Raw genomic sequence first — 20,957 nt, 5'->3', positions numbered from 1 at the left:
GCATGACCGCTCCGGCCGCGCTCGCCGCGCCCAGCGCCGACGCCGTGATCGCCGAGGTCTACGGCGGTGGTGGCAACTCGGGCGCCACGCTGACCAACGACTTCGTCGAGCTCGCGAACCGCGGCGCGGCCGCCGTGAGCCTCGACGGCTTCAGCGTCCAGTACGCGCCCGCGTCGGGGAACAGCTGGCAGGTCACGCCGCTGACCGGCAGCGTCGCGCCGGGCGCGCGGTATCTCGTCGCGCAGGCGAAGGGTTCGGGCGGCACGGTCGCCCTGCCGACGCCGGACGCCACCGGCTCGCTGGCCCTGTCCGCGACCGCCGGCACCATCGCGCTCGTCCAGGGCACCACGGCGCTGACCTGCAAGACCGCGGCCGACTGCGCGGCCGACAGCCGGATCAAGGATCTGGTGGGCTTCGGTTCCACCGCCGTCATCCGCGAGGGGGCCGCGGCGCCCGCGGCGTCCAACACCGCGTCCGTCGCCAGGGGCACGACGCTCGCGGACACCGACGACAACGCGGCCGACTTCACCTCCGGCGCGCCGACGCCGACCAACGGCAAGGGTGAGACGCCGGGCGAGACCGGCCCGCCGCCGGTCGACGCCAAGATCCACGACATCCAGGGCACCACGCGGATCTCGCCGCTCAAGGACCGGAAGGTCGCCGGGGTCACCGGCGTCGTCACCGCGATCCGGAGCTTCGGTTCGGCGCGCGGGTTCTGGATCACCGACACCGCACCCGACGCCGACCCGCGCACGAGTGAGGGCCTGTTCGTCTTCACCGGCTCGACCACGCCGGCCGTGGCCGTCGGCGACGCGGTGACCGCCACCGGCACCGTCCGCGAGTTCTACCCGGACGCTCCGGCGACCTCGCCGTACCAGTCGCTCACCGAGCTGACCAGTGCACAGTGGACGGTCCAGTCGAGCGGAAACGCCCTGCCCGCACCGACCGTCGTCACGCCGGACACGGTTCCGGACACCGTCGCCCCCGCGCCGGGCGGCAGCATCGAACCGCTGCCGCTGGAGCCCGCGAAGTACTCGCTGGACTTCTGGGAGACCCACGAAAGCGAGATCGTCAGCGTCTCCGACGCGCGCGTCGTCGGCCCGACGTCGCGGTTCAACGAGCTTTACGTGACCACCAAGCCGAAGCAGAACCCGAGCATCCGCGGCGGCGCGGTGTACCTGGACTACGACCGGCTCAACACCGGCGTGCTCAAGGTCGCGTCGCTGATCCCGTTCGCCGAGCAGCCGTTCCCGAAGGTCAACACCGGTGACGTGCTCACCGGCGAGACCTCCGGCCCGGTCGAGTACAGCAACTTCGGCGGCTACACGCTGTTCGCGACGAAGCTCGGCGCCGCCAAGGACAACGGGTTGCGGCGCGAGAGCACCCGCCCGCAGCGCGGCGGCGAGCTTTCCGTGGCGACCTACAACGTCGAGAACCTGTCCGCTTTGGATAGTGACGAGAAGTTCGGTGAGCTGGCCAAGGCCGTCGTCGGCAACCTGGCGAAGCCGGACATCCTGAACCTGGAAGAGATCCAGGACAACAACGGGCCTACGAACGACGGTACCGTCGCCGCGGATCAGACGTTGCAGAAGTTCGTCGACGCGATCGTCGCCGCCGGTGGCCCGCGCTACGAGTGGCGCCAGATCGACCCGGAGAACGGCAAGGACGGCGGTCAGCCCGGCGGCAACATCCGCGTCGGCTTCCTGTTCAACCCGGCTCGTGTGTCCTTTGTGGACCGCAAGGGTGGCGACGCGATCACTCCGGTCGGCGTGGTCAAGGAGCGCGGCAAGACCCACCTGACCGTCTCGCCCGGCCGGGTCGAGCCCGGGAACGAGGCGTGGGAGGACAGCCGCAAGCCGCTGGTCGGCGAGTTCGTCTTCCAGGGCCGCACCGTGTTCGTCATCGCGAATCACTTCAACTCCAAGGGTGGCGACCAGCCGACGCACGGCCGCAACCAGCCGCCGGTCCGGAGTTCGGAGGTGCAGCGGGCCAAGCAGGCGACTCTGCTCCGCGGCTTCGTCGACAAGCTGCTCGCTTCGGACAAGAACGCGAACATCGTCGTGGCCGGTGACCTGAACGACTACCCGTTCTCGCCCGCCGTGCAGACGCTGACCGCCGGTGGCGCGCTGAAGGACCTCATCGCGTCGCTGCCCGAGAACGAGCGGTACAGCTACGTTTTCGAGGGCCAGTCGCAGGTGCTGGACCACATCCTGGCGTCGAGGGCGCCGCGCGGGCTCGACTACGACGTCGTGCACCTGAACGCCGAGTTCGCGACGCAGGCCAGCGACCACGACCCGCAGGTGCTGCGCTTCCGGCCGAGCGCCGGCAACCCGGTCCAGGACGCGTTCTGGGACCTGGCGGACCACCTGGAGAAGGTCTTCGGCCCTTACCTGCCGAAGCCGTAGCGCGAGTTCCGTCCCCGATCACGCGAGTTACGCCTTCAATCACGTGTGTCGTCCATCCAATCACGCGAGTCGTCCGTCCGGTCACTGGTGACCCATCGAGTACGTGTGCTTGGAGGCGTAACTCGCGTGATTGAAGGCGCGACTCGCGTGATTGGACGGCGAACTCGCGTGATTGGAGGGACGACTCGGCGGGGGTCAGGAGCGTTTGGCTCGCCAGCCAAGGGAGAGGACGGCCTGCACGAGTTCCTGGTAGCTCGGCTTGACCTCTTCCAGGTACTTCTCCAGGTACCCGGCCCGCGCGGTCGGTACCGGACGCGGGTCTTCGTCCTCCGGCAGCCACGAGAGACCTTCGACGTTGTGCTGCGCCATCTTCCACCAGCGCGTGCACCGGTCGACGGCGCGCTGCTCGCGTTCGGCGGCGTCCGCGACGGCCTGGTGCGCCTCGGCGAGCCGGGCCTCCAGTTCGTCCGCGCGGCCGATCTCCCAGTTCCGGAGGTTCTCCGCCGAAGCGCGCGCGAGGCCGACGATCTCCTTGTACCGCATGGCCGCGGTGATGCCGTCATCCATCGAGAAGCCCTTCCGGACGCTGGAACGGGATGATCACCTCAGGGGCGCCGTGCGTGGTGCGGTCGAAGAACAGCGCGCGGCCCGGCCGCGGTGACCAGTGCACCACCTGCCCGGCGGCGAACGGCGACAGTTCGTTGCCCTGGACGTCCAACGCCGCCCAGGTGCCGATGTCGTCAGTGCCCGCGAAGCCGAGCGTGTCCTTCAGCCGGGCGATGCTTCGCCACCAGCCGATGGTGTGGACGCCGTGCGTCGGGCCCTGCTTCAGCAGCACCCGCAACTGATCCAAACCGCTCTTGAGCTGTCCGGGTGCCTTCGCCTCCAGTGCGGGAATCGACGCGTCGACGCCGTACAACAGCAGCACCTTTGCGCTGTCCAAAGAGGACAGATTATCGGCGATATCGATTACCCGGGCGGGAAGATCGTCGACCAGGGTCGCCTCGTGGCCCTCCGCGCGCAGGCGGTCGACCAGCTCGGAGACCGCGGGGACGGACGCTTCGATGGGGCACGAGAGCACGAACTCCACCGAACCGTGCGGATGCTGCCTGGCCAGTGACCGCGCGGCGGAGTCCATGATGGACAGTGCCTCGGCCGTGGCCGCGCCGAGGACGGCGACGTTCCGCCCCGGCGCCTTGGGCAGTTCGACCCCGCAGGCGGCCTCGTCGACGTCGATGGACTGGCCGAGCAGTGCCCGCGGTTTGCCCGTCGGCTTCAGGTCGGCGAACGCCGGGAACTGTTCCAGCACCGGGGAATGCGCGCCGTCGAACAGCCTCGGCCGCTTGAACGACTCCGAGTACCGCTCCCAGAGCCGGTGCTGCAGCTTGTTGAAGACGTCCTTGCTGCTCGCGTCCGGGACATGGGCGAGCTGGTTCCCATGCGCCACGCCGGAATCGTGGTTGATCACCGCGTGCCATTTCGGCGCCGAGACGGCCGCGTTGTTGGTCTCGGACAGCACTCGCCGCGCCTTCGGCATGGCGATCCGCAGCGTGCACTGCTCGAACACCGCCGGTTTGCCCCAGAAGGCCTCGATCCCGGCGACGTCCTGGCTCGCCAGCACCAGGTGGATGCCCTGAGACCGGCCTCGCCGCGCGATGTCCTCCAGCAGCTGGGTCGCGGTCGCCGTCACGCCGTCGCGGCCGGCGAACAGGTACTGGAATTCGTCGATCACCGCGACGATCCGCGGCCAGTGCCCGCCCGGGTCCTGCTCGCGCAGATCCGCGAGATTGGTGACCTCGTGCAGTTTCGCCGCGGCCGACCGGCGGCGCAGCTCGTCGGCGAGGAACCGCAGCAGCGCCAGGCCGAACTCGCGGTCGGTGTTGACGTTGACCCCGATGAGCTTGGCGTGCGGCAGCCAGCTGGCGTCCCGCCGTCCCGGCGCGAGCCCGGCGAACGACACGCCTTCCTTGAAGTCCAGCAGGTACAGCGCGAGCTCGTCCGGCGAGTACCGCGCCGCGAGGCTGCCGAGCAGCGAGTACAGGAAGTTCGTCTTCCCCGAACCGCTCGGCCCGCCGATGAGCACGTGCGGGCTGGCGTCGCCGATGACGACCTCCACCGGCTCGCCCTCGAAGAACCCGACCGGCGCCCGCAGTTCCCGCGCCGAGCTCTCCTTGCCGAGCTCGGTCGGCAGGAGGTCGGCGAACGCGCGCGGCCCGCCCTGTTTGGCGATCAGCGCTTCGGCGATCCGGCCGGCGGCGCGGATGACCTGCCCGGACGGCATCGGCGGATCGAGGTCGACGACCAGGTCCGGGCCGGTCATGCTGGTCATCGCCCGCCGTTCGTCGTGCAGGCTCAGCGATTCGACCGACGTCGACAGCATGGTCGGCACGTCGATGAGGATCAGGCAGATCCCGGCCGCGAGCGCCCCGGTGGCGACCCGTTTCAGTTCGCGGGCGCGCTCCGGTTCGAGGGTCTCGCCGTTGCCGTAGAGCACCGCGACACGGAACGGCTCGACGCGCTGGCCGCTCGCCCGCCGGATTTCCCGCAGCGACGTGTGCCCCGCCTGCATCCCGGTCGCGTGGATGCGGCGGATGTGCCCGGCCAGTTCGTCGAGGAGGTCCTCCAGGCGCCCTGGGTCGTACAGAGTGAGCGCGCTGGTGCGGCTCAACGGGTACAGGTCGGGGAGGATCGCGGTCAGCTGCCCGACGTCCCACAGATGGACGCGCACCGCACCGGGTTCGAACGTGCTCAGGATCCGCATCAGCAGGTTCTCCACGATGCCGTCCACCGCGGCCCTGGTCTTCGGCGCCGAAGTGATGGACAGATGCGACTCGTCGAGCAGCGGGACCGCGACGTCGAACGTGCGCGGGACGTCCTGGCCCGGCACGGTCGCCGAGCCGACACGCCACAGCCCGGGCGCGGTGATGCCGGGATTCGTGCCGACGCGGCCGAGCCAGTTGCCCGGCTGCTGGCTCGCGGGCCCTGGCGCGTTGCTCGCGACGAGTTCGCGCAACGCGTTCGGGCCCGCTTCCCAGTCGGCGTAGAACTGGCCGCGCACGTTGGTCAGCAGGCCGAACACCTCGTTCGCGGCGGGATGCCGCGACCATTCGGCGTACTGCTCCGAAGTGGAGTTGTTCATCCCCACCCGGACGATGTGCTGTTCCAGTTGCAGTTTGGCCAGCTCCGCCTCGGCGGCCTGACGGGCGCCGGCGGCGGCGCCGAGGACGAGCCCGATCTGGTGCCGGACCCGTTCGAGCGCCGTGGCGACTCGATTGCGCTGTTCACTCGCTTTGCTGCCCATACCGGCTCGCCGATCTCAGAGGCGGGATTGGTAACCGCTGACCAGGTCGTCAGCGGCGGAAAGGCGCGTCAGGAGGTTTTCCATTCCCTCGTCGGCCTGCGCCAGCTGCGGCGGCACCCATGGCACGGCCTGCGCCTGGGGTTCCACGATGGCGCGTCTGGACTCTTCGAGCAGGCTCCTGGCCCGCTCGGCATGGGCGCGTCCGTCGGCGAGGCCGGTTTGGACGGCCGTCAGCAGCTGGTGCAGTTCCTCGAGGTACATGTCAGAGACGGGTCGAGTACGACTCGGCCGACGAGATGCCCGCCTGGATGGTGCTCTGCATGCCGGTGATGCCTTGCAGGGCTTCGGCGAGAAGCCCGTGCGCCTGGCTCACCTCGTGCTGGGTGCTGCCCTGGGTGGCCTGGGAAAGCGAAAGCTGGGCTTCTTCGAGAGACTGCGCTGCCTGCTGAAGTGCGGCGATGCTCGCGGATGCCTTCTCGTTCGCGAGCGCGATACCAGCGCGGATCTCTTCGACTCCGGCCATTTTGGCGGACTCCTTGGGACGTCGGGGGCTGGAACGACCACTATTAAACTTAGCGTGATCAACTGACTCTGTTAAGTGAAGGTCCTGCTAAGTAATCAACAAGGCCCCGGACGTCGGAACGTCCGGGGCCTTGCTGACGGCGGAGGATACAGGATTCGAACCTGCGAGGGCGTGAACCCAACACGCTTTCCAAGCGTGCGCCTTAGGCCGCTCGGCCAATCCTCCGTGGGGAACGATACCGGATGCCGTTTCGCCCCCGCGAAGGCGGGTCTGACCTGCGTTTGCCGCTTCGGCGGCTCAGGCGGCCGCAGGCGCGAGAACGTCGGCCACGACGCAGGTGATGTTGTCCGGTCCGCCGCCTTCGTTGGCCAGGTCGATCAGCCTCGGGACGGTCTCGGCGGGATCTTGGAAGGCGCCCAGGACGTCCTTGATAACGGTTTCGACAACCGTTGCCGTTAACCCATCCGAGCACAGCAGGAGACGGTCGCCGGGGGCGGCGTCGAAGGCCCAGATGTCCGCTTCGCCGCTGCCGGTGCTCAGGAGCGCCTTCATCAACAGCGAGCCGCGGGGGTGTCCCTCGACCTCCGAGGGGTCGATGCGGCCGTCGTCCGCCAGGGCCTGCGCGAGGGTGTGGTCGCGGGTGAAGCGCCGAAGCGTGCCGCCGCGGAGGAGGTAGCCCTTCGAGTCGCCGATGTGGGCGGCCGTGAAGTGCGTGCCGTCGAACAGCAGGGCGGTCAGGGTGGTGCCCATGCCCCGCGTCTCGGGCTCCTGCTCGGCCTTCGCGGAGAGCCGGTCGTCGATGGCGCGAAGGCCGCCGGTGAGCACCTCGGTCAGGTCGACGTCCGCGAGGTCGAAGCCGCGGAGGTCCGTGTCGAGCCGGGACAGGACGCCGACCGCTTCGGCGCTGGCCACTTCGCCGTGCGGCTGCCCGCCGATGCCGTCGGCGACCGCCAGCATCCTGGCGCTGGCATAGACCGAGTCCTGGTTGACCTGGCGGCGCCGTCCGACGTCCGAGCCGGCGGCGTACCGAAGGGTGTACCTCATGGCTCCCAGTAAAGCAGCTGTGTACTGAGTTCACAAACAAAGGGTTGGAATGGTCAGCTGTCGGTTACGATGCGGCGATGGAGGAGCAAGCCACCGTCACCGCGGCGGACATCGCGCGCATCGCCGGCGTCGGCCGCGCCGCCGTCAGCAACTGGCGCCGACGTTACGGCGATTTTCCGCCGCCCGTCGGCGGGACGGCGTCGAGCCCCCTCTTTTCCCTGTTCGCCGTCGAAAACTGGCTGCGTGAGCGGGGGAAGCCGGTCGAAATCTCGCTCGGCGACCGGGTATGGCAGCGGCTGCGGAACCTCGGCGACGATCTGGCGCTCGGCGACCGCGTCGGCCGGGTGGGGTCGTATCTGTCGCGGCGCGGCGTGTGGACCTTCTCGCCCCGCTACGACGACGCAGAACTGCTCGGACTTCTGGACCGCTTCGCCGAAGAGCGAGGAGCACGCGAAGCCTACGAGTTCCTATGCGAACGGTACGTCGAGGCGCACTCGCGCCAGCTGTCCGTCACGCCGGAACCGGTGGCGGCGTTGATGTCCCGGCTCATCGGCCCCGACCCCGGCGTCGTACTCGACCCCGCGTGCGGGCTCGGGACGCTGCTGCTGGCCTCCGGCGGGACCCGGCTGCTCGGCCAGGTCGACGATCCGGCGACGTCGTGCATCGCCGCGCACCGGCTCCTGCTCGCGGGGGCGGACATGGAGATGTACGGCGCGGACGCCCTGTCGATGGACTCCTACGAAGGGGTGCTCGCGGACGCCGTCGTCTGCGATCCGCCTTTCAACGAACGGGAATGGGGTTACGACGAACTCATCGGAGACCCGCGCTGGGTGTACGGCCAGCCGCCGCGCGGCGAACCGGAACTGGCGTGGGTGCAGCACTGTCTCGCGCACGTGAAACCCGGCGGGCTCGTCGCGATCCGCATGCCACCAGCCGCGGCGGGCCGTCGAACGGGGCGGAGGATCCGCGGGAACCTGTTGCGGGCCGGGGCTTTGCGAGCCGTGGTGACGGTCGGCAGCGCGGATCTCTGGTTGCTGCGGCGGCCGGAATCCGGCGAACGGCCGCCGTCCCGCCTTCTTCTGACGACTGATCCGTCCACTGTGGAGGAATATCTGCGCGGTGCCGACGTACCTGGCACGGTCCGGATCATCGATCTGCTCGACGAGGAGATCGACCTTTCCCCGGTTCGTCATCAGGCGCGCGGTGAACACGCGGGGGAAGCCTTCCTTGAAGTCCTCAAGCGTTTCGAGGGTATTCGGCCGGAACCGCCGTCGCTGGCCGTGTCCGACGAGAAACCCTCGTTCGTCACGATCGGGGAGCTGCTGAAGTCCGGAGTGCTCACCGTGCCGGAGTCGGTGGAAGAAGGCGATGTCGTCGCGTCGCCCGCCGTTCCCGCGTATGTCCACAGTGGAGAGACGTTCACCGCGGAGCCGACGATGTCGAAGTACCGCACCGACCCCGAACGGCTGGACGCCGCGTTCCTCGCCGGCTGCCTGCGCGCGGCCGGGCGGATCGCGCCGGCCTCCTCGACCAGGATCGACCTCAAACGCACCCGGATCCCGCGCCTGCCGATCGAGAGGCAACGCGCGCACGGGGCGGCGTTCACCCGGCTCGCCGCCTTCGAGGACGCCCTGCGCGAGGCGGCGGAATCGGGCCTGGAGCTGGTGAGGCTAGGCTTGGCCGGGCTCACCGAAGGACAGCTCAAGCCGGAGAACTAGGTTGCTTATCGCCGACCGCTACGAACTCGACGAGCTGCCGCTCGGGCGGGGTGGGATGGGCGCGGTGTACGCGGGCCACGACCGGCATCTCGGCCGCCGCGTGGCGGTGAAGTTCCTCGGCCTTCCCGGCGGCCCGGACGCCGAACTCGAACAGCGCTTCATCCGCGAGGCGCGGATCCTCGCCACCCTGGAACACGCGGGCGCGCCGACGCTGTACGACTTCGGCACCTACGACGAGCGGTTGTACCAGGTCATGCAGTTCATCGAGGGCGTGACCGTCGCCGACCTGGCCGCCGAACACGGGCCGCTGCCGGTGCCGTGGGCGGCCGCGATCGCCGCGCAGGCCTGCGCCGTGCTGTCCGCGGCGCACGCGCTTTCCATCTGCCATCGCGATCTCAAACCCACCAACCTGATGCTGTGCCCCGACGGCAGCGTGAAGGTGCTCGATTTCGGGCTCGCGATGCTGCGCGAGACCGACGTCGCCCAGTTCACCCGTGCCGGGCAGATCCTCGGCACCCCCGCGTACATGGCGCCGGAGCAGATCCAGCGCGGGATCGCCGGGCCGCGCAGCGATCTGTACGCGCTGGGCTGCGTCCTGCACGAAATGCTGACCGGCAGGCAGCTGTTCACCGGCCCGACGGCGTACGCGGTGTTCGAGAAGCAGGTCAAGGAGAGCCCGGCCGAAGTGGCCGGTGTCCCGGTTGGACTGAACGTGCTGCTCGCGGATCTCCTGGAGAAGGACCCGGAACGGCGGCCCCGTGACGCGGACGAACTGTTCGGGCGGCTGGCCGTGTTCGCGCGCGACCTGCCGCCGTTGCCCGGATATCTGGACGAAGGCGCCAACCCTGGCCGGATGTACGCGAGGGTCGTCGGCCGCGTGCCCTGAGTTTTGCTGGTGAACCCGCCACCGCGATAGCGGGGCCTTCGGCCAGGGCGGGTTCACGCGTTCGGGCACGCTCCGGGGTAAACCTTCAGCTCCGCCCACAGGCCCTGAGACGCGATCGTGACCTGCCGATCAACAACCCCGGCCGGGTGAGCTCCGTCTTTACCCATGTCGGACGGACTACGGACAAACGGGGGTAAGGGTCGTGAAGAAGTTCCTGGTGGGGGTGACCGCACTGGCCACCGCGCTGGTGCTGACCGCGTGTTCGGGCGACGCCGGCGGCAGTGCGCCCGGTGGCGGAGCCGTCGCGCAGGGTGCGTCCACGACCACGTCGGCGCCCTCTTCGACCCCGGCCACGTCGTCCCAGGCGCCTACGCCGACGCCGAGCAGCAGCAGTGCCACGCCGAAACCGACGTCTTCCAAGCCCAAGCCGACGCCGAAGCCCACGCCGAAACCGGCGCCCAAGCCCGCCGCGAACGCCGCCGACGTGCCTTGCAAGGCCGCGCTGGCCTCACCGGGCGTGAGCGCTTGCGTGGATCTCTCCGCGCTCAAGACGTGGCTCCTGCAGGACGGCAAGGTCATCTACGGTCCGGTCAAGCAACTGCCCGGCAAGAAGGGATATGCCACGCCGACCGGCGTCTTCCACGTTTCGGCCAAGGTCAAGAACTACCACTCGAAGCAGTTCGACGCGCCGATGCCGAACTCGGTGTTCTTCCTGCCGGGTATCGCCTTCCACACGGGCAGCCTCTCGGTGTACTCGCACGGCTGCATCCACCTGGCCGCGGCGGCCTCGCAGAAGTACTTCACGACTCTGCAGAAGGGCGACGTGGTGCAGGTCGTGGCCTGATCCGCTTCGGTGCCGGTGGTCGTGAGTGACGCCCGGTTTGTCGGCTTTGCGCGGGGGTCGTGAGTGATTTGGGTGGTTCTAACCCTCATTCCCACTCACGACCCCCGTGTAGAAACGGTTATATAGGCATCAAACGGACATCTGGTCGACACGAGATGTCCCTTGTGGACACTCAGGGCCTTTGTCGACGGGTCAATGGAACCCGAAACGACCCTTGGGTAGGTGACCGAGCACGATCCGTGGCGATCATTGCGGTTCGGTTGCTTTGAGATAAATGAAAGCTCCCGGCGGCAATGACCGCCCCGTTCCCGGCGACGTGCCCAGGACACGCCGGAAATGGGGAAGTGCCGATGATCTGGAGCCGGGTACTCGCCGCCCTGTCGGTTTCCATCCTGCTTCTCCCCGGATGGGTGGGCGCTCCGGAAGCGACCGGAGCGCCCACTCTGCCTTCCGGCTTCGTCCTGCGTGACCAGCCGAGCGGTCAGGCCGCGTTCGACCTGACCGATTTCGCTTATCTGCCGGACGGTTCCGTGCTCAGCATCGGCAAGAGCGGCAAGGTCGCCTGGGTGCCGGTCACCGGTCCGGCCAGGACGATCGCGAACCTTCCCGTCCACGACGACGGCGATCTCGGGCTCGTCGGGCTCGCCGTCGCGCCGGATTACGCCACGTCACACCGGATCTACCTCGCGTGGTCGTTCGACACGGGCGGTGGCGCGTTCACCATGCGGGTGGCGCGCTGGACGGTGACCGGCACGGACATCCCCACCGGGCTCGCGAACGAACGCGTGCTCGTCGACCTTCCCGGGTTCTACGACGTCCACGGCATCACAGGTCTCGTCACGGCGCCCGACGGCACGTTGTGGATCTCCATCGGCGACGCCGCCGACTTCACCAGGATGAATCCGGGCGCGTTGCGCTCGCTCGACCTCGATCAGCTCTACGGCAAGATCCTGCACGTCACCTCGGACGGCGCCGGCGTTCCCGGCAATCCGTACTACTCCGCCACGGCCCCGGATGCCAATCGTTCCAAGGTCTTCTCCAGCGGCTACCGCAGTCCCTTCCGGTTCTCCCTCGACCCGCGGCTCGGTCTGCCGGTCGTGGGCGACGTCGGCTGGAACACCTGGGAAGAGGTGGACGTCGTGCGGCCGGGGGAGAACCACGCCTGGCCCTGCTGGGAGGGAAACGCACCCACGCCGGGGTATTCCGGGCTGGCGGGCTGCGCCGGGGTGGTCAACACACCGCCGACCACCGCGTACCACCACGGTTCCGGCGTCGACGAAGGCAACAGTGTCACCGCCGGGATCGTCTACAGTGGATCGTCCTATCCGGACGAATACCGGGGCGCCTTCTTCTTCGGCGACTATGTCACGCAGAAGATCTGGACGATGACGTACGACAGCCAGGGCAGGCTCGTGCGCGCGCCGGAGCGGCCACCGGAGTTCATCGGCATCGGCGGGCCGGTGAAGTTCGCGGCCGCGGCCAACGGCGACATCGTGTACGCCGACATCCACACCGGAAACCTGCGGCGCCTCAGCTATCCGGGGACGAACGCGGAACCGGTCGCGGTCGCCACTTCCGAAACGAACCCCGAAACCCGCACGGTCACCTTCGACGGCGGCGGTTCCTACGACTTCGACGGCGATCCGCTGACCTACCACTGGGATTTCGGCGACGGCACGAGCCAGACCGGTGTCCGAGTGACCCACACCTACGGCACCGGGCTCACGAGAGCGACAGCGCGGCTCACCGTCACGGACCGTCTCGGCGCGTCCGGCGGTACGGACGTCGTCGTGGTGCCGGGAAACCATTCGCCGGAGCCGGTGATGACGGATCCCGGCTCCCGGACGTTCGCGGTCGGGGAACCGGTCGTCGTCGGGGCGACGGCGACCGACGCGGAGGACGGCGGGCTGCCGGTGTCGTGGACCACCCTCATCCGGCACTGCCCGGAGGAGGCGACGTGTCACGCGCACCCCGGCTCGCAGGGCAGCGGACCGGCGTTCACCGTGCCCTTCACCGACCACCAGGACTCGCGCGTCGAGATCACCGCGTCGGTGACCGACAGCGCCGGGGTGACGGCGAGCAGGACGTACGTCGCGATGCCGCGTGAGCACCGGCTGACCCTGACCGGCAACGTGGCCGCGGCGCTGAGCATCCCGGCAGAGGGCGGGGTCAGCACCGCGATGGTGACCGAAGGCGCGACGTTCGAGGTCGTGGCGGAGGAGATCGCCGCGGACGGCGTCTCGACGTTCTCGAACTGGTCCGACGGGCGGACCTCGCGCACGGTGACCGTCACCGTTCCGGCGAACGACCTGACCTTGATCGCGAACTACCTCACCCCGATCGACAAGCGCTACCAGGCGGAACCCGCGCTGCGGCAACGACTCGGCGCACCCGTCGGGCCCGAGGTCGCCGACGGGACCGTGCGCTACCGGCCGTACGTGAACGGCAGGCTTTATTGGAGCGCCGAGACCGGCGTGAGGCAGATCGAGGGCGAGATCCTCAAGAAGTACCTCGCCCTGGGCGGGCACCGGAAGTTCGGGCCGCCCGCGACCGACGAGACCGCCACCCCGGACGGCGTCGGCCGCTACAACCACTTCCCGAACTGGCCCGGCACGATGCACTCGTCGATCTACTGGACGCCGTCGACCGGCGCGCATCCGGTGTACGGGCGGATCCGGGTCAAATGGGCGGCGCTGGGCTGGGAGTCGGGCCCGCTCGGCTACCCCACGACCGACGAACTCCCGACCCCTGACGGCGCCGGCCGGTACAACCACTTCAGCAAGAAGGCGTCCATCTACTACACGGTGCCGACCGACGCGCGCGCGATCTGGGGGCGCATCCGGGTCCGGTGGGAGGCGCTCGGCTGGGAGACCGGCCCGCTCGGCTACCCGACGACCGACGAATCCGCCACGCCGGACGGTGTCGGCCGCTACAACCACTTCACCAAGGCGGGCTCGATCTACTGGACGATGGCCACCGATTCGCACGCGATCTACGGTGCGATCCGGCAGCGGTGGGCAGCGCTCGGCTGGGAGCGGTCGTACCTGCGCTACCCGGCGACGGACGAGTTCGGCATCGCCATCGGACGGCAGAGCAGCTTCCAGAGCGGCTACATCACCTGGAACCGGAGCACGGGGCAGGTGATCGACCGACGGTGGTGATCACAGTTCGATAAAGCCACTCGAAAGTGTGAAATGTCCACGTGGGCCCCTTCGATGAGACGTTCGACTGGGGAAAGGGGCCCTTGCATGCCGTCGAGATTCCGTGCGCTCTGTCACGCCCTCGTGACGTTGCTGATAGTGACCTTGCTGGTGCCGCTGACGTCCACATCGGCGTCCGCGGCGCCGGTGCTTCCGCCCGGCTTCGTCCTGCGTGACCAGCAGAGCGGGCAGGCTCCGTACGACCTGACCGACTTCGCCTACCTGCCCGACGGCTCGATGCTGACCACCGGGAAGCAGGGCAACGTCGCCTGGGTGTCCACCACCGGGCAGACCAAGAGCATCGCCACCCTGCCGGTGCGCAGCAGCGGTGACCTGGGGCTGGTCGGCATCGCGATCGCGCCCGACTTCGCCACCTCCCGCACGGTCTACACGGCCCGCGCGGTCGACGTCGCCGGCGGCGGCATCGCCCTGCGCGCGTCGCGCTGGACGGTCACCGGCACCGCCGAGCCGACCGGGCTGACCGGTGAGAAGGTGCTCATCGAGGGTGCCGCCAACACCGACATCCACGGCATCACCGGTGTCGTGGCCGCCCCCGACGGCACGGTGTGGGTCTCGACCGGCGACAGCTCCCGGTTCCAGGGCGCGGCCGACCCGTTCGCGCTCAACGTGTACGACCTCGACAAGATCTTCGGCAAGATCTTCCACATCACTTCGGACGGTGCGGGCGTTCCCGACAACCCGTACTACTCCGCGGCGAACCCGAACTCCTTGCGCTCCAAGGTGTTCGCGAGCGGCTTCCGCAGCCCGTTCCGGTTCAGCCTCGACGCCAGCACCGGCCTGCCGGTGGTCGGCGACGTCGGCTGGGGCACCTGGGAAGAGATCAACTTCGTCCAGAAGGGCGCGAATCTCGGCTGGCCCTGCTTCGAGGGCAACCAGCCCGCGGACGGGTTCTCCGCGATGCCGCAGTGCGCTTCGGCCGTGAACACCCCGCCGATGCTGGCGATCCGCCACGGGCAGGGCATCGACAACGGCAACAGCATCACCGCCGGCATCGTCTACAATGGAGAGTCGTACCCGGAGGAATACCGGGGCGCGTACTTCTTCGGCGACTACGCCACCCAGAAGCTCTGGACGGCCAAGTACGACACGCAGGGCCGCGTCGTCCGCCCGCAGGAGACGCCGCCGAAGTTCACCGGCATCGGCGGTCCGGTCAAGTTCCTGGCCGCGGCCAACGGCGACATCGTCTACGCCGACATCTACAGCGGTCTGCTGCGGCGGCTCAGCTACACCACCGGGAACAAGGCGCCGGTCGCGGTCGCCACTTCCGAGACGAACCCCGAAACCCGCACGGTCACCTTCGACGGCAGCGGTTCGTACGACTTCGACGGCGACCAGCTGACCTACGAGTGGGACTTCGGTGACGGCACCACCGGCACCGGCGCGAAGGTCAGCCACACCTACCCGGCGGGCACCGAGAAGTTCACCGCCAAGCTGACGGTGAAGGATGGCCTGCAGGCGTCCGGGAGCACGGACATCGCCGTGGCGCCCGGGAACCACTCGCCGAAGCTGACCATGACCGACCCCGGTGAGCGCCTGTTCGCCGTCGGCGAGGAGGTCAAGGTCGGCGCGACCGTGACCGACACCGAGGACGGCGCCCTCCCGGTCACCTGGACCACCCTGGTCCGGCACTGCCCCGAGAACGCGGTCTGCCACGCGCATCCGGACCAGAGCGGCTCCGGAGCCGAGTTCGCCATGCCGTTCACCGACCACACGGACTCCAACCTGGAGTTCACCGCGACGGCGACCGACAGCGCCGGCGTGAAGGTCTCGAAGACCTATATCGCGAAGCCGCGCGAGCACCGGCTCACGCTGACCAGCAACGTCGCCGCGGCGCTGGGCATCACGCCGGAAGGCGGGGCCTCGTCGGCGATGGTGGTCGAAGGCGCGAAGGTGGAGATCCAGGCGGCCGAGGTCGCCTCGGACGGCGCGTCGACGTTCACCGGCTGGTCGAACGGCGCGACCGGACGGCTGACCGAGATCACCATGGGCACCACGGATCAGACCATCACGGCGAACTACATCACCCCGATCGACAAGCGCTACCGCGACGAACCCGCGCTCGCGCAACGACTCGGCGCGCCGACCGCGCCCGAGGCCGTCGACGGCACGGTCCGCTTCCGCACCTACGAGCGCGGGCGGCTGTACTGGTCGAAGGACACGGGTGTGAAGCAGATCGAGGGCGAGATCCTCAAGAAGTACCTCGCCCTGGGCGGCCACAAGGAATTCGGCCCGCCCGCGACCGACGAGATGACCACGCCGGACACCATCGGCCGCTACAACGACTTCCCGATGTGGCCCGGCAAGATGCAGTCGTCGATCTACTACACGGTGAACACGGGCGCGCATCCTGTGTTCGGCCGTATCCGCGTGAAGTGGAAGGCTTTGGGCGCGGAGGCCGGTGAACTCGGCTACCCGACCACGGACGAGAGCATCACGCCCGACCGGATCGGCCGCTACAACCACTTCAGCAAGAACGCGTCCATCTACTACACGGTGCAGACCGACGCCAGGGCGATCTGGGGCCGGATCCGCGTCAGGTGGGAAGCGCTCGGCTGGGAGGCGGGCCCCATGGGGTACCCGACCATGGAAGAGGCGAAGACGCCGGACGGTATCGGCCGCTACGTCCACTTCACCAAGGCCGGCTCGATCTACTGGACGATGCAGACCGACGCGCACGGGGTCTACGGGGCCATCCGGCAGCGTTGGGAAGCGCTCGGCTGGGAGGCCGGGTACCTGAGGTATCCGACCACCGACGAGTTCGCCGTGTCCGGTGGACGGCAGAACAACTTCCAGGGCGGCTACGTGTTCTGGAACGCCTCCAACGGTGCGGTGACCGACCGCCGCTGGTAAAGGTCAAGTACATGAAGGCCCCCTTCCTTGCGCCAGGCGCAAGGAAGGGGGCCTTCATGTACTTCAGCGCAGGAGGTCCGCCGGTGAGGTGCCCGTCAACGTCAGCGGCAGGCCGAGCGCGACGCGTTCGGTGAGCCAGGCGCTCGGCCGGTAGCGCTGGTCGCCGGTGCTCGCGACGAGACCGCGCAGGACCCGCAGCACGAGCTCCGCGCCCGCCTCGTCACCCCAGGTCAGCGGCCCGCGCGGGTAGCCGAGGCCGAGCCGGACGGCGGTGTCGATGTCCTCCGGCGTCGCGAGCCGTTGCCCGGCGATGAAACAGGCGGTGTTGACGATCGACGCGAGAAGCCGCTGCGCGATCGGCGCGGGGCCGTCGCGGACCACGGTCACCGGCAGGCCGGTCGCGGCGAGCGCGCCCCAGGCGGTGCGGCCGGCGGCCGGATCGAGGGCGGGGTGGACGGTAAGCGTCAGTCGTTTCGCGTAGCCGCCGAGGGGATCGACGCCGACGACCCGTTCCGGCGGTAGACCCGCCGCGATCGCGGTGTCCACAGTGGACGATCCGATCGGGCTGACGACCAGGACCGTGTCCGGGTAGGCGGAGTGCACCACCTGGATGCCCGCCGCCGAGAGCAGCGTGCCGAGGCGTTCGTCGTCGACCCACACCGGAGTGTTCGGAGCCTCCGGCGCGGCCGGTTCCGGCTCGACCTGCTGTTGCCCGTCGACGTAGCTGTAGAAGCCTTCGCCGTTCTTGCGACCGAAGAGCCCGGCGGCGACCCGGGGACGCGTCAGCCACGACGGCCGCAACCGCGGTTCGCCGTGGAAGCCGCTCCAGATGCTTTCGAGCACGGCGTGCGAGACGTCGAGACCGGTGAGGTCGAGCAGTTCGAACGGGCCGAGCTTCAGGCCGAGCACGTCACGGGCGACGCGGTCCACTTCGGCCGGGCTCGCGATCCCCTCGGCGAGGATCTGCAGCGCTTCGGTGCCGAGGCCGCGACCGGCGTGGTTGACCAGGAAACCCGGCGCGTCGCGGGCGAGGACGGGTTCGTGCCCCCAGCCGCGGACGAGTTCGGTCACGGCGGGCGGCAGCCACGCGGCGGTCCGCGCGCCGGGCACGACCTCGACCAGCCGCATCAGCGGGACCGGGTTGAAGAAGTGGAGGCCGAGCAACCGGCCGGGATCGGTCAGCGCGGCGCCGATCTCGGTGACCGAAAGCGAGCTGGTGTTGGTGGCGAACACGGTGTCCGGGCCGCAGACGCGTTCCAGTTCGGCGAACAGCGCGCGTTTGATCTCCAGATCCTCGCGGACCGCTTCGACGACGAGGTCGACGCCGCCGGCGGGGGCCAGCGGACCCTCGGCCGCGATCAGCCTGCCTTTCGCGGACCCGGCCGCCTCCTCGGTGATCTTGCCCTTCGAAGCGAGCTTGTCCAGCATCGCGCCGACCTGGTCGATGGCCTCGCCGACCGCCTCCGGCCGGGCGTCGGCGAGCTCGACCTCGAGCCCCGCCGTCACGGCGAGCTGGACGATGCCCCGGCCCATCACCCCGGTTCCGATCACCCGGATCCTGCCGACCTGCTCCGCCCACTTCTCCACCGCGAGCCGCCTTTCCCTCGATGTCTTCTCGTCGTGACGCTAGCCGCCACGCCGGTATCTCGCCCGGACGGGTGATCCGTGGCCCACCCGGCGTAAGGCCACCGAGCCGCCGAGGTCTCCTCCGCGAAAACCGAGTGTTCCGCGCACCACCCCCGAAGGGAAACCTCCCATGGCCACCGTCCCCGCCGCCGCAGCCGTCCGGACCACGCCGTTGCTCCTCGTCGCCGTTCTCTTCGGCGCGGTCGCCGCGTTCCTGGCGAGCCAGGCGTTGTGGTCGCTCACCGCCCTGGCCGTCGTGGTCGCCGCCGCCGTCCTCGCGGGCGGGGTGTGGCTGTCCGGCCGGAAGCCGCAGCCCGAACTCTAAGATCGCCATGTGACGGCGAAACGCTTGACGCGGGAGGAAAGCCGCGAGCAGACCAGGCAGCGCCTGCTCGCGGCGGCCGCCGAGCTGTTCTCCGAACGCGGGGTCAACGGCACGTCCGTCGAGCAGATCGCCGAGCGCGCCGGCTTCACGCGCGGTGCCTTCTACGGCAACTTCGACGGCAAACACGAGCTGGTCGTCGAGCTGCTGCGCCGCCGAACCCAGCGCGAGGCCGAGGAGGTCGCCGCGCTGCGTGACGGCGTCGGGTCCTTCGCCGAGATGATGGACCGGCTGCGCGCGTGGAACGTCGAGCGCGCCGAACACCTCGCCGGCTGGCTGACGCTGCGCACGGAGCTGGCCCTGTACGCGTTGCGGAATCCCGACGCCCGCCCGCTCGTCGGCGAAGGCGAGAAGTCGACAAGGGCACTGCTCGAGACCTCGATCCGGACCGAGCTCGCCGCGCGAGGCGCGGAACCGCCCGCCGATCCGGCCTTCCTCGCGTTGATCGTGCACGCGCTCGAGGACGGTCTCCTGTTGCAGCGCTTCCTCAGCCCGGAGGGGACGGGTGACGAGGACGTCGTGGACGCCGTCCAGCTGCTGATGCGTTCGTGGACCGCGCTCAGCCGGTCATCTTGATCCCGGTGAACTCGGCCATCTGACGGACCCCGTGCGCGAAGAAGGCGTCCGCCGGGTCGACGGAGCCGACGTACTGGCCGAACAGCTCGAAGTTGATCATCCCGAACAGCTGGGTCCAGGCCATGATCAGCCGGGAGGCGGTCTCGGGGCCCAGGTTGATCTTGAGGATTTCGGTGAGCGCGTCGAGCTGGTGAAGCAGCTCGATGGGCATCTCGCCGACCTCGGTCTCGACGCGGAGGTTCGCGTCGCGCAGGACCGCGACGAGCGCGAACGCCACCCGGCCGGCGGGGGCGACGGTGTCCTGCGGGGCCTGGTAGCCGGGGATCGGCGAACCGTAGATCAGCGCGTACTCGTGTGGGTGTGCCTTCGCCCAGGCTCGGACCGCGTGCCAGATCGACGCCCACCGTTCCAGCGGACCCTTCTTCGGGTCGTCGGCCGCTTCCGCGGCTTCTCCGACGGCGTTGTACGCGTCGACGATCAGCGCGGTCAGCAGCTCCTCGCGGCTGGAGAAGTAGCGGTAGAGCGCGGACGAGACCATGCCCAGCTCGCGCGCGACCGCGCGCAGTGAGAGGCCGAGCGCGCCGACTTCGGCGAGCTGGCGGCGGGCTTCGTCCTTGATCTCGCGGGTGAGTTCGGCGCGGGCACGTTCGCGCGCGGTCTGAGTGGCGGCCATGCTCTCACTGTAGAGCATCGCACCTAAACGAGAGCAGCGCTCTTGACATGGCGCACTGCTCTGATGTTCACTGCTCTTAACAGAGAGCACCGCTCTCGCAAACTTCGAGGAGACGGAAATGACCGCCACCCCCGCCGCGATCCGCTACGTGAAGCCGGCCAAGGCGACCAACGCGTTCAACGAGTTCGTGCTCAAGCTGACGAGGCTCGGCGTCAGCGTGCTGGGCAGCCGGGTGCTCTCGGTCCGTGGTCGCAAGAGCGGCGAACTGCGCTCCGTCCCGGTCAACCTGCTGAAGCTGGACGGCGAGCGCTACCTGGTCGCCCCGCGGGGTGTCACACAGTGGGTGCGGAACCTGCGCGTCGCCGGTGAGGGGCAGCTCAGCGTCGGACGCCGCACCGAGACATTCACCTACACCGAACTCGCCGACCACGAGAAGCCCGAGATCCTGCGGGCGTACCTCAAGCGCTGGAAGTTCGAGGTCGGTGTCTTCTTCGACGGTGTCGACGCGAAGGCGTCGGACGAGAAACTGCTGGAGATCGCGCCGGGCTACCCGATCTTCAAGATCGCCTGATGCCGAGAGATCGCCGTCCAATCACGCGTGTTCGCCACTCAATCACGCGAGTTACGCCTCTGATCACGCGTGTCCGGCGATAGCGGCCGTGGCTAGTCGGCCCGGTCCTCACCGGAGGTCTGGCGAGTGCGGCGGGCGGTGGCCGCCACCAGCACCACCCCGACCAGGAACGCGACGAGCCCGATCAGGAACCACAGCTTCTGCCCGGTCATGAAGCTGCCGGTCAGCACGCCGGCGCCCTGCAGCACCCAGACACCGCCGACCAGCAGGAAGACCAGCCCGATCGTGAGCGTGACCCAGCGTTTCATCCACAGCTCCCCGCCTCGACGTGCCCTGT

General features: G+C 69.1%; 17 protein-coding genes and 1 tRNA gene. 9 read left to right on the top strand and 9 right to left on the bottom strand.

From position 1 onward, the window contains the following. Positions 1-2: 2 nt before the first annotated feature. A complete protein-coding gene (locus AORI_RS79620) occupies positions 3-2,405 on the top strand; it encodes an endonuclease/exonuclease/phosphatase family protein (RefSeq protein WP_228688430.1) in 2,403 nt (800 codons plus the stop codon). Between the two features lie 195 nt (positions 2,406-2,600). Here AORI_RS79620 and AORI_RS79615 read toward each other — a convergent pair whose 3' ends face one another. From AORI_RS79615 to AORI_RS79590, 6 genes are all read right to left on the bottom strand, one after another. After that, a complete protein-coding gene (locus tag AORI_RS79615) occupies positions 2,601-2,972 on the bottom strand; it encodes a hypothetical protein (RefSeq protein WP_016337969.1) in 372 nt (123 codons plus the stop codon). Further along, positions 2,965-5,706 (bottom strand): FtsK/SpoIIIE domain-containing protein, encoded by a 2,742-nt coding sequence (locus AORI_RS79610; RefSeq protein WP_016337968.1) that lies wholly within the window; start codon positions 5,704-5,706, stop codon positions 2,965-2,967. Before AORI_RS79610 ends, AORI_RS79615 begins: the two co-directional genes overlap by 8 nt. A gap of 15 nt (positions 5,707-5,721) precedes the next feature. After that, positions 5,722-5,967 (bottom strand): hypothetical protein, encoded by a 246-nt coding sequence (locus AORI_RS79605; RefSeq protein ID WP_016337967.1) that lies wholly within the window; start codon positions 5,965-5,967, stop codon positions 5,722-5,724. Position 5,968: 1 nt separating this feature from the next. After that, positions 5,969-6,229 carry a hypothetical protein gene (locus AORI_RS79600; protein ID WP_005167132.1) on the bottom strand — a complete coding sequence of 87 codons (261 nt, stop codon included), beginning with the start codon at positions 6,227-6,229 and terminating at the stop codon, positions 5,969-5,971. Between the two features lie 140 nt (positions 6,230-6,369). Continuing rightward, positions 6,370-6,454, bottom strand: a tRNA-Ser gene (locus tag AORI_RS79595). 72 nt (positions 6,455-6,526) lie between these two features. Further along, positions 6,527-7,273 (bottom strand): PP2C family protein-serine/threonine phosphatase, encoded by a 747-nt coding sequence (locus AORI_RS79590; RefSeq protein ID WP_016337966.1) that lies wholly within the window; start codon positions 7,271-7,273, stop codon positions 6,527-6,529. A 77-nt stretch (positions 7,274-7,350) separates the two neighbouring features. Between AORI_RS79590 and AORI_RS79585 the strand changes: the two genes are divergently transcribed. The 5 genes from AORI_RS79585 (at position 7,351) to AORI_RS79565 (ending at position 16,792) form a co-directional block, all read left to right on the top strand. Beyond that, a complete protein-coding gene (locus AORI_RS79585; protein ID WP_016337965.1) occupies positions 7,351-8,991 on the top strand; it encodes an N-6 DNA methylase in 1,641 nt (546 codons plus the stop codon). Between the two features lies 1 nt (position 8,992). Continuing rightward, positions 8,993-9,877, top strand: a complete 885-nt coding sequence (locus tag AORI_RS79580; protein WP_016337964.1) for a serine/threonine-protein kinase — start codon at positions 8,993-8,995, stop codon at positions 9,875-9,877. Positions 9,878-10,079: 202 nt separating this feature from the next. Beyond that, positions 10,080-10,721 carry a L,D-transpeptidase gene (locus tag AORI_RS79575; protein ID WP_016337963.1) on the top strand — a complete coding sequence of 214 codons (642 nt, stop codon included), beginning with the start codon at positions 10,080-10,082 and terminating at the stop codon, positions 10,719-10,721. 350 nt (positions 10,722-11,071) lie between these two features. Further along, positions 11,072-13,882: a PQQ-dependent sugar dehydrogenase gene (locus AORI_RS79570; protein WP_016337962.1), complete on the top strand. Its 2,811-nt coding sequence runs from the start codon at positions 11,072-11,074 to the stop codon at positions 13,880-13,882. Between the two features lie 87 nt (positions 13,883-13,969). After that, entirely contained in the window at positions 13,970-16,792 is a 2,823-nt protein-coding gene (locus tag AORI_RS79565; RefSeq protein ID WP_043848446.1) for a PQQ-dependent sugar dehydrogenase, read from the top strand. A gap of 63 nt (positions 16,793-16,855) precedes the next feature. On the opposite strand, the gene AORI_RS79560 is transcribed toward AORI_RS79565, so the two are convergent. Beyond that, on the bottom strand, positions 16,856-18,379 hold the full coding sequence (locus AORI_RS79560) for a 3-hydroxyacyl-CoA dehydrogenase (RefSeq protein WP_016337960.1): 1,524 nt from the start codon (positions 18,377-18,379) through the stop codon (positions 16,856-16,858). A 169-nt stretch (positions 18,380-18,548) separates the two neighbouring features. Between AORI_RS79560 and AORI_RS79555 the strand changes: the two genes are divergently transcribed. Further along, entirely contained in the window at positions 18,549-18,743 is a 195-nt protein-coding gene (locus tag AORI_RS79555; protein WP_016337959.1) for a hypothetical protein, read from the top strand. Positions 18,744-18,752: 9 nt separating this feature from the next. Next, the gene (locus tag AORI_RS79550) at positions 18,753-19,376 is read left to right on the top strand and encodes a TetR/AcrR family transcriptional regulator (protein ID WP_016337958.1); all 624 of its coding nucleotides are present in this window, start codon (positions 18,753-18,755) and stop codon (positions 19,374-19,376) included. Here the strand turns inward: AORI_RS79550 and AORI_RS79545 are convergent. Next, positions 19,360-20,049 (bottom strand): TetR/AcrR family transcriptional regulator, encoded by a 690-nt coding sequence (locus AORI_RS79545; RefSeq protein WP_043849245.1) that lies wholly within the window; start codon positions 20,047-20,049, stop codon positions 19,360-19,362. The genes AORI_RS79550 and AORI_RS79545 overlap by 17 nt on opposite strands. A gap of 118 nt (positions 20,050-20,167) precedes the next feature. Here AORI_RS79545 and AORI_RS79540 point away from each other — a divergent pair, with 118 nt between their 5' ends. Continuing rightward, positions 20,168-20,620: a nitroreductase family deazaflavin-dependent oxidoreductase gene (locus AORI_RS79540; protein WP_016337956.1), complete on the top strand. Its 453-nt coding sequence runs from the start codon at positions 20,168-20,170 to the stop codon at positions 20,618-20,620. Positions 20,621-20,712: 92 nt separating this feature from the next. Here AORI_RS79540 and AORI_RS79535 read toward each other — a convergent pair whose 3' ends face one another. Continuing rightward, positions 20,713-20,928 carry a hypothetical protein gene (locus tag AORI_RS79535; protein WP_016337955.1) on the bottom strand — a complete coding sequence of 72 codons (216 nt, stop codon included), beginning with the start codon at positions 20,926-20,928 and terminating at the stop codon, positions 20,713-20,715. Between the last annotated feature and the right edge of the window lie 29 nt (positions 20,929-20,957).

It is taken from the genome of Amycolatopsis keratiniphila, from assembly GCF_000400635.2.
Lineage (GTDB): Bacteria > Actinomycetota > Actinomycetes > Mycobacteriales > Pseudonocardiaceae > Amycolatopsis > Amycolatopsis keratiniphila.
Note: the sequence above shows the minus strand (reverse complement) of the source record. Positions and strands in the feature narration are given on the sequence as shown.

What these genes read in the sequence shown, in the direction of transcription:
- AORI_RS79585 (WP_016337965.1), top strand. Translation starts at nt 7,351, where the DNA reads ATGGAGGAGCAAGCCACCGTCACCGCGGCGGACATCGCGCGCATCGCC.
- AORI_RS79615 (WP_016337969.1), bottom strand. Translation starts at nt 2,972, where the DNA reads ATGGATGACGGCATCACCGCGGCCATGCGGTACAAGGAGATCGTCGGC.
- AORI_RS79620 (WP_228688430.1), top strand. Translation starts at nt 3, where the DNA reads ATGACCGCTCCGGCCGCGCTCGCCGCGCCCAGCGCCGACGCCGTGATC.
- AORI_RS79600 (WP_005167132.1), bottom strand. Translation starts at nt 6,229, where the DNA reads ATGGCCGGAGTCGAAGAGATCCGCGCTGGTATCGCGCTCGCGAACGAG.
- AORI_RS79545 (WP_043849245.1), bottom strand. Translation starts at nt 20,049, where the DNA reads ATGGCCGCCACTCAGACCGCGCGCGAACGTGCCCGCGCCGAACTCACC.
- AORI_RS79610 (WP_016337968.1), bottom strand. Translation starts at nt 5,706, where the DNA reads ATGGGCAGCAAAGCGAGTGAACAGCGCAATCGAGTCGCCACGGCGCTC.
- AORI_RS79590 (WP_016337966.1), bottom strand. Translation starts at nt 7,273, where the DNA reads ATGAGGTACACCCTTCGGTACGCCGCCGGCTCGGACGTCGGACGGCGC.
- AORI_RS79605 (WP_016337967.1), bottom strand. Translation starts at nt 5,967, where the DNA reads ATGTACCTCGAGGAACTGCACCAGCTGCTGACGGCCGTCCAAACCGGC.
- AORI_RS79565 (WP_043848446.1), top strand. Translation starts at nt 13,970, where the DNA reads ATGCCGTCGAGATTCCGTGCGCTCTGTCACGCCCTCGTGACGTTGCTG.
- AORI_RS79555 (WP_016337959.1), top strand. Translation starts at nt 18,549, where the DNA reads ATGGCCACCGTCCCCGCCGCCGCAGCCGTCCGGACCACGCCGTTGCTC.
- AORI_RS79570 (WP_016337962.1), top strand. Translation starts at nt 11,072, where the DNA reads ATGATCTGGAGCCGGGTACTCGCCGCCCTGTCGGTTTCCATCCTGCTT.
- AORI_RS79535 (WP_016337955.1), bottom strand. Translation starts at nt 20,928, where the DNA reads ATGAAACGCTGGGTCACGCTCACGATCGGGCTGGTCTTCCTGCTGGTC.
- AORI_RS79540 (WP_016337956.1), top strand. Translation starts at nt 20,168, where the DNA reads ATGACCGCCACCCCCGCCGCGATCCGCTACGTGAAGCCGGCCAAGGCG.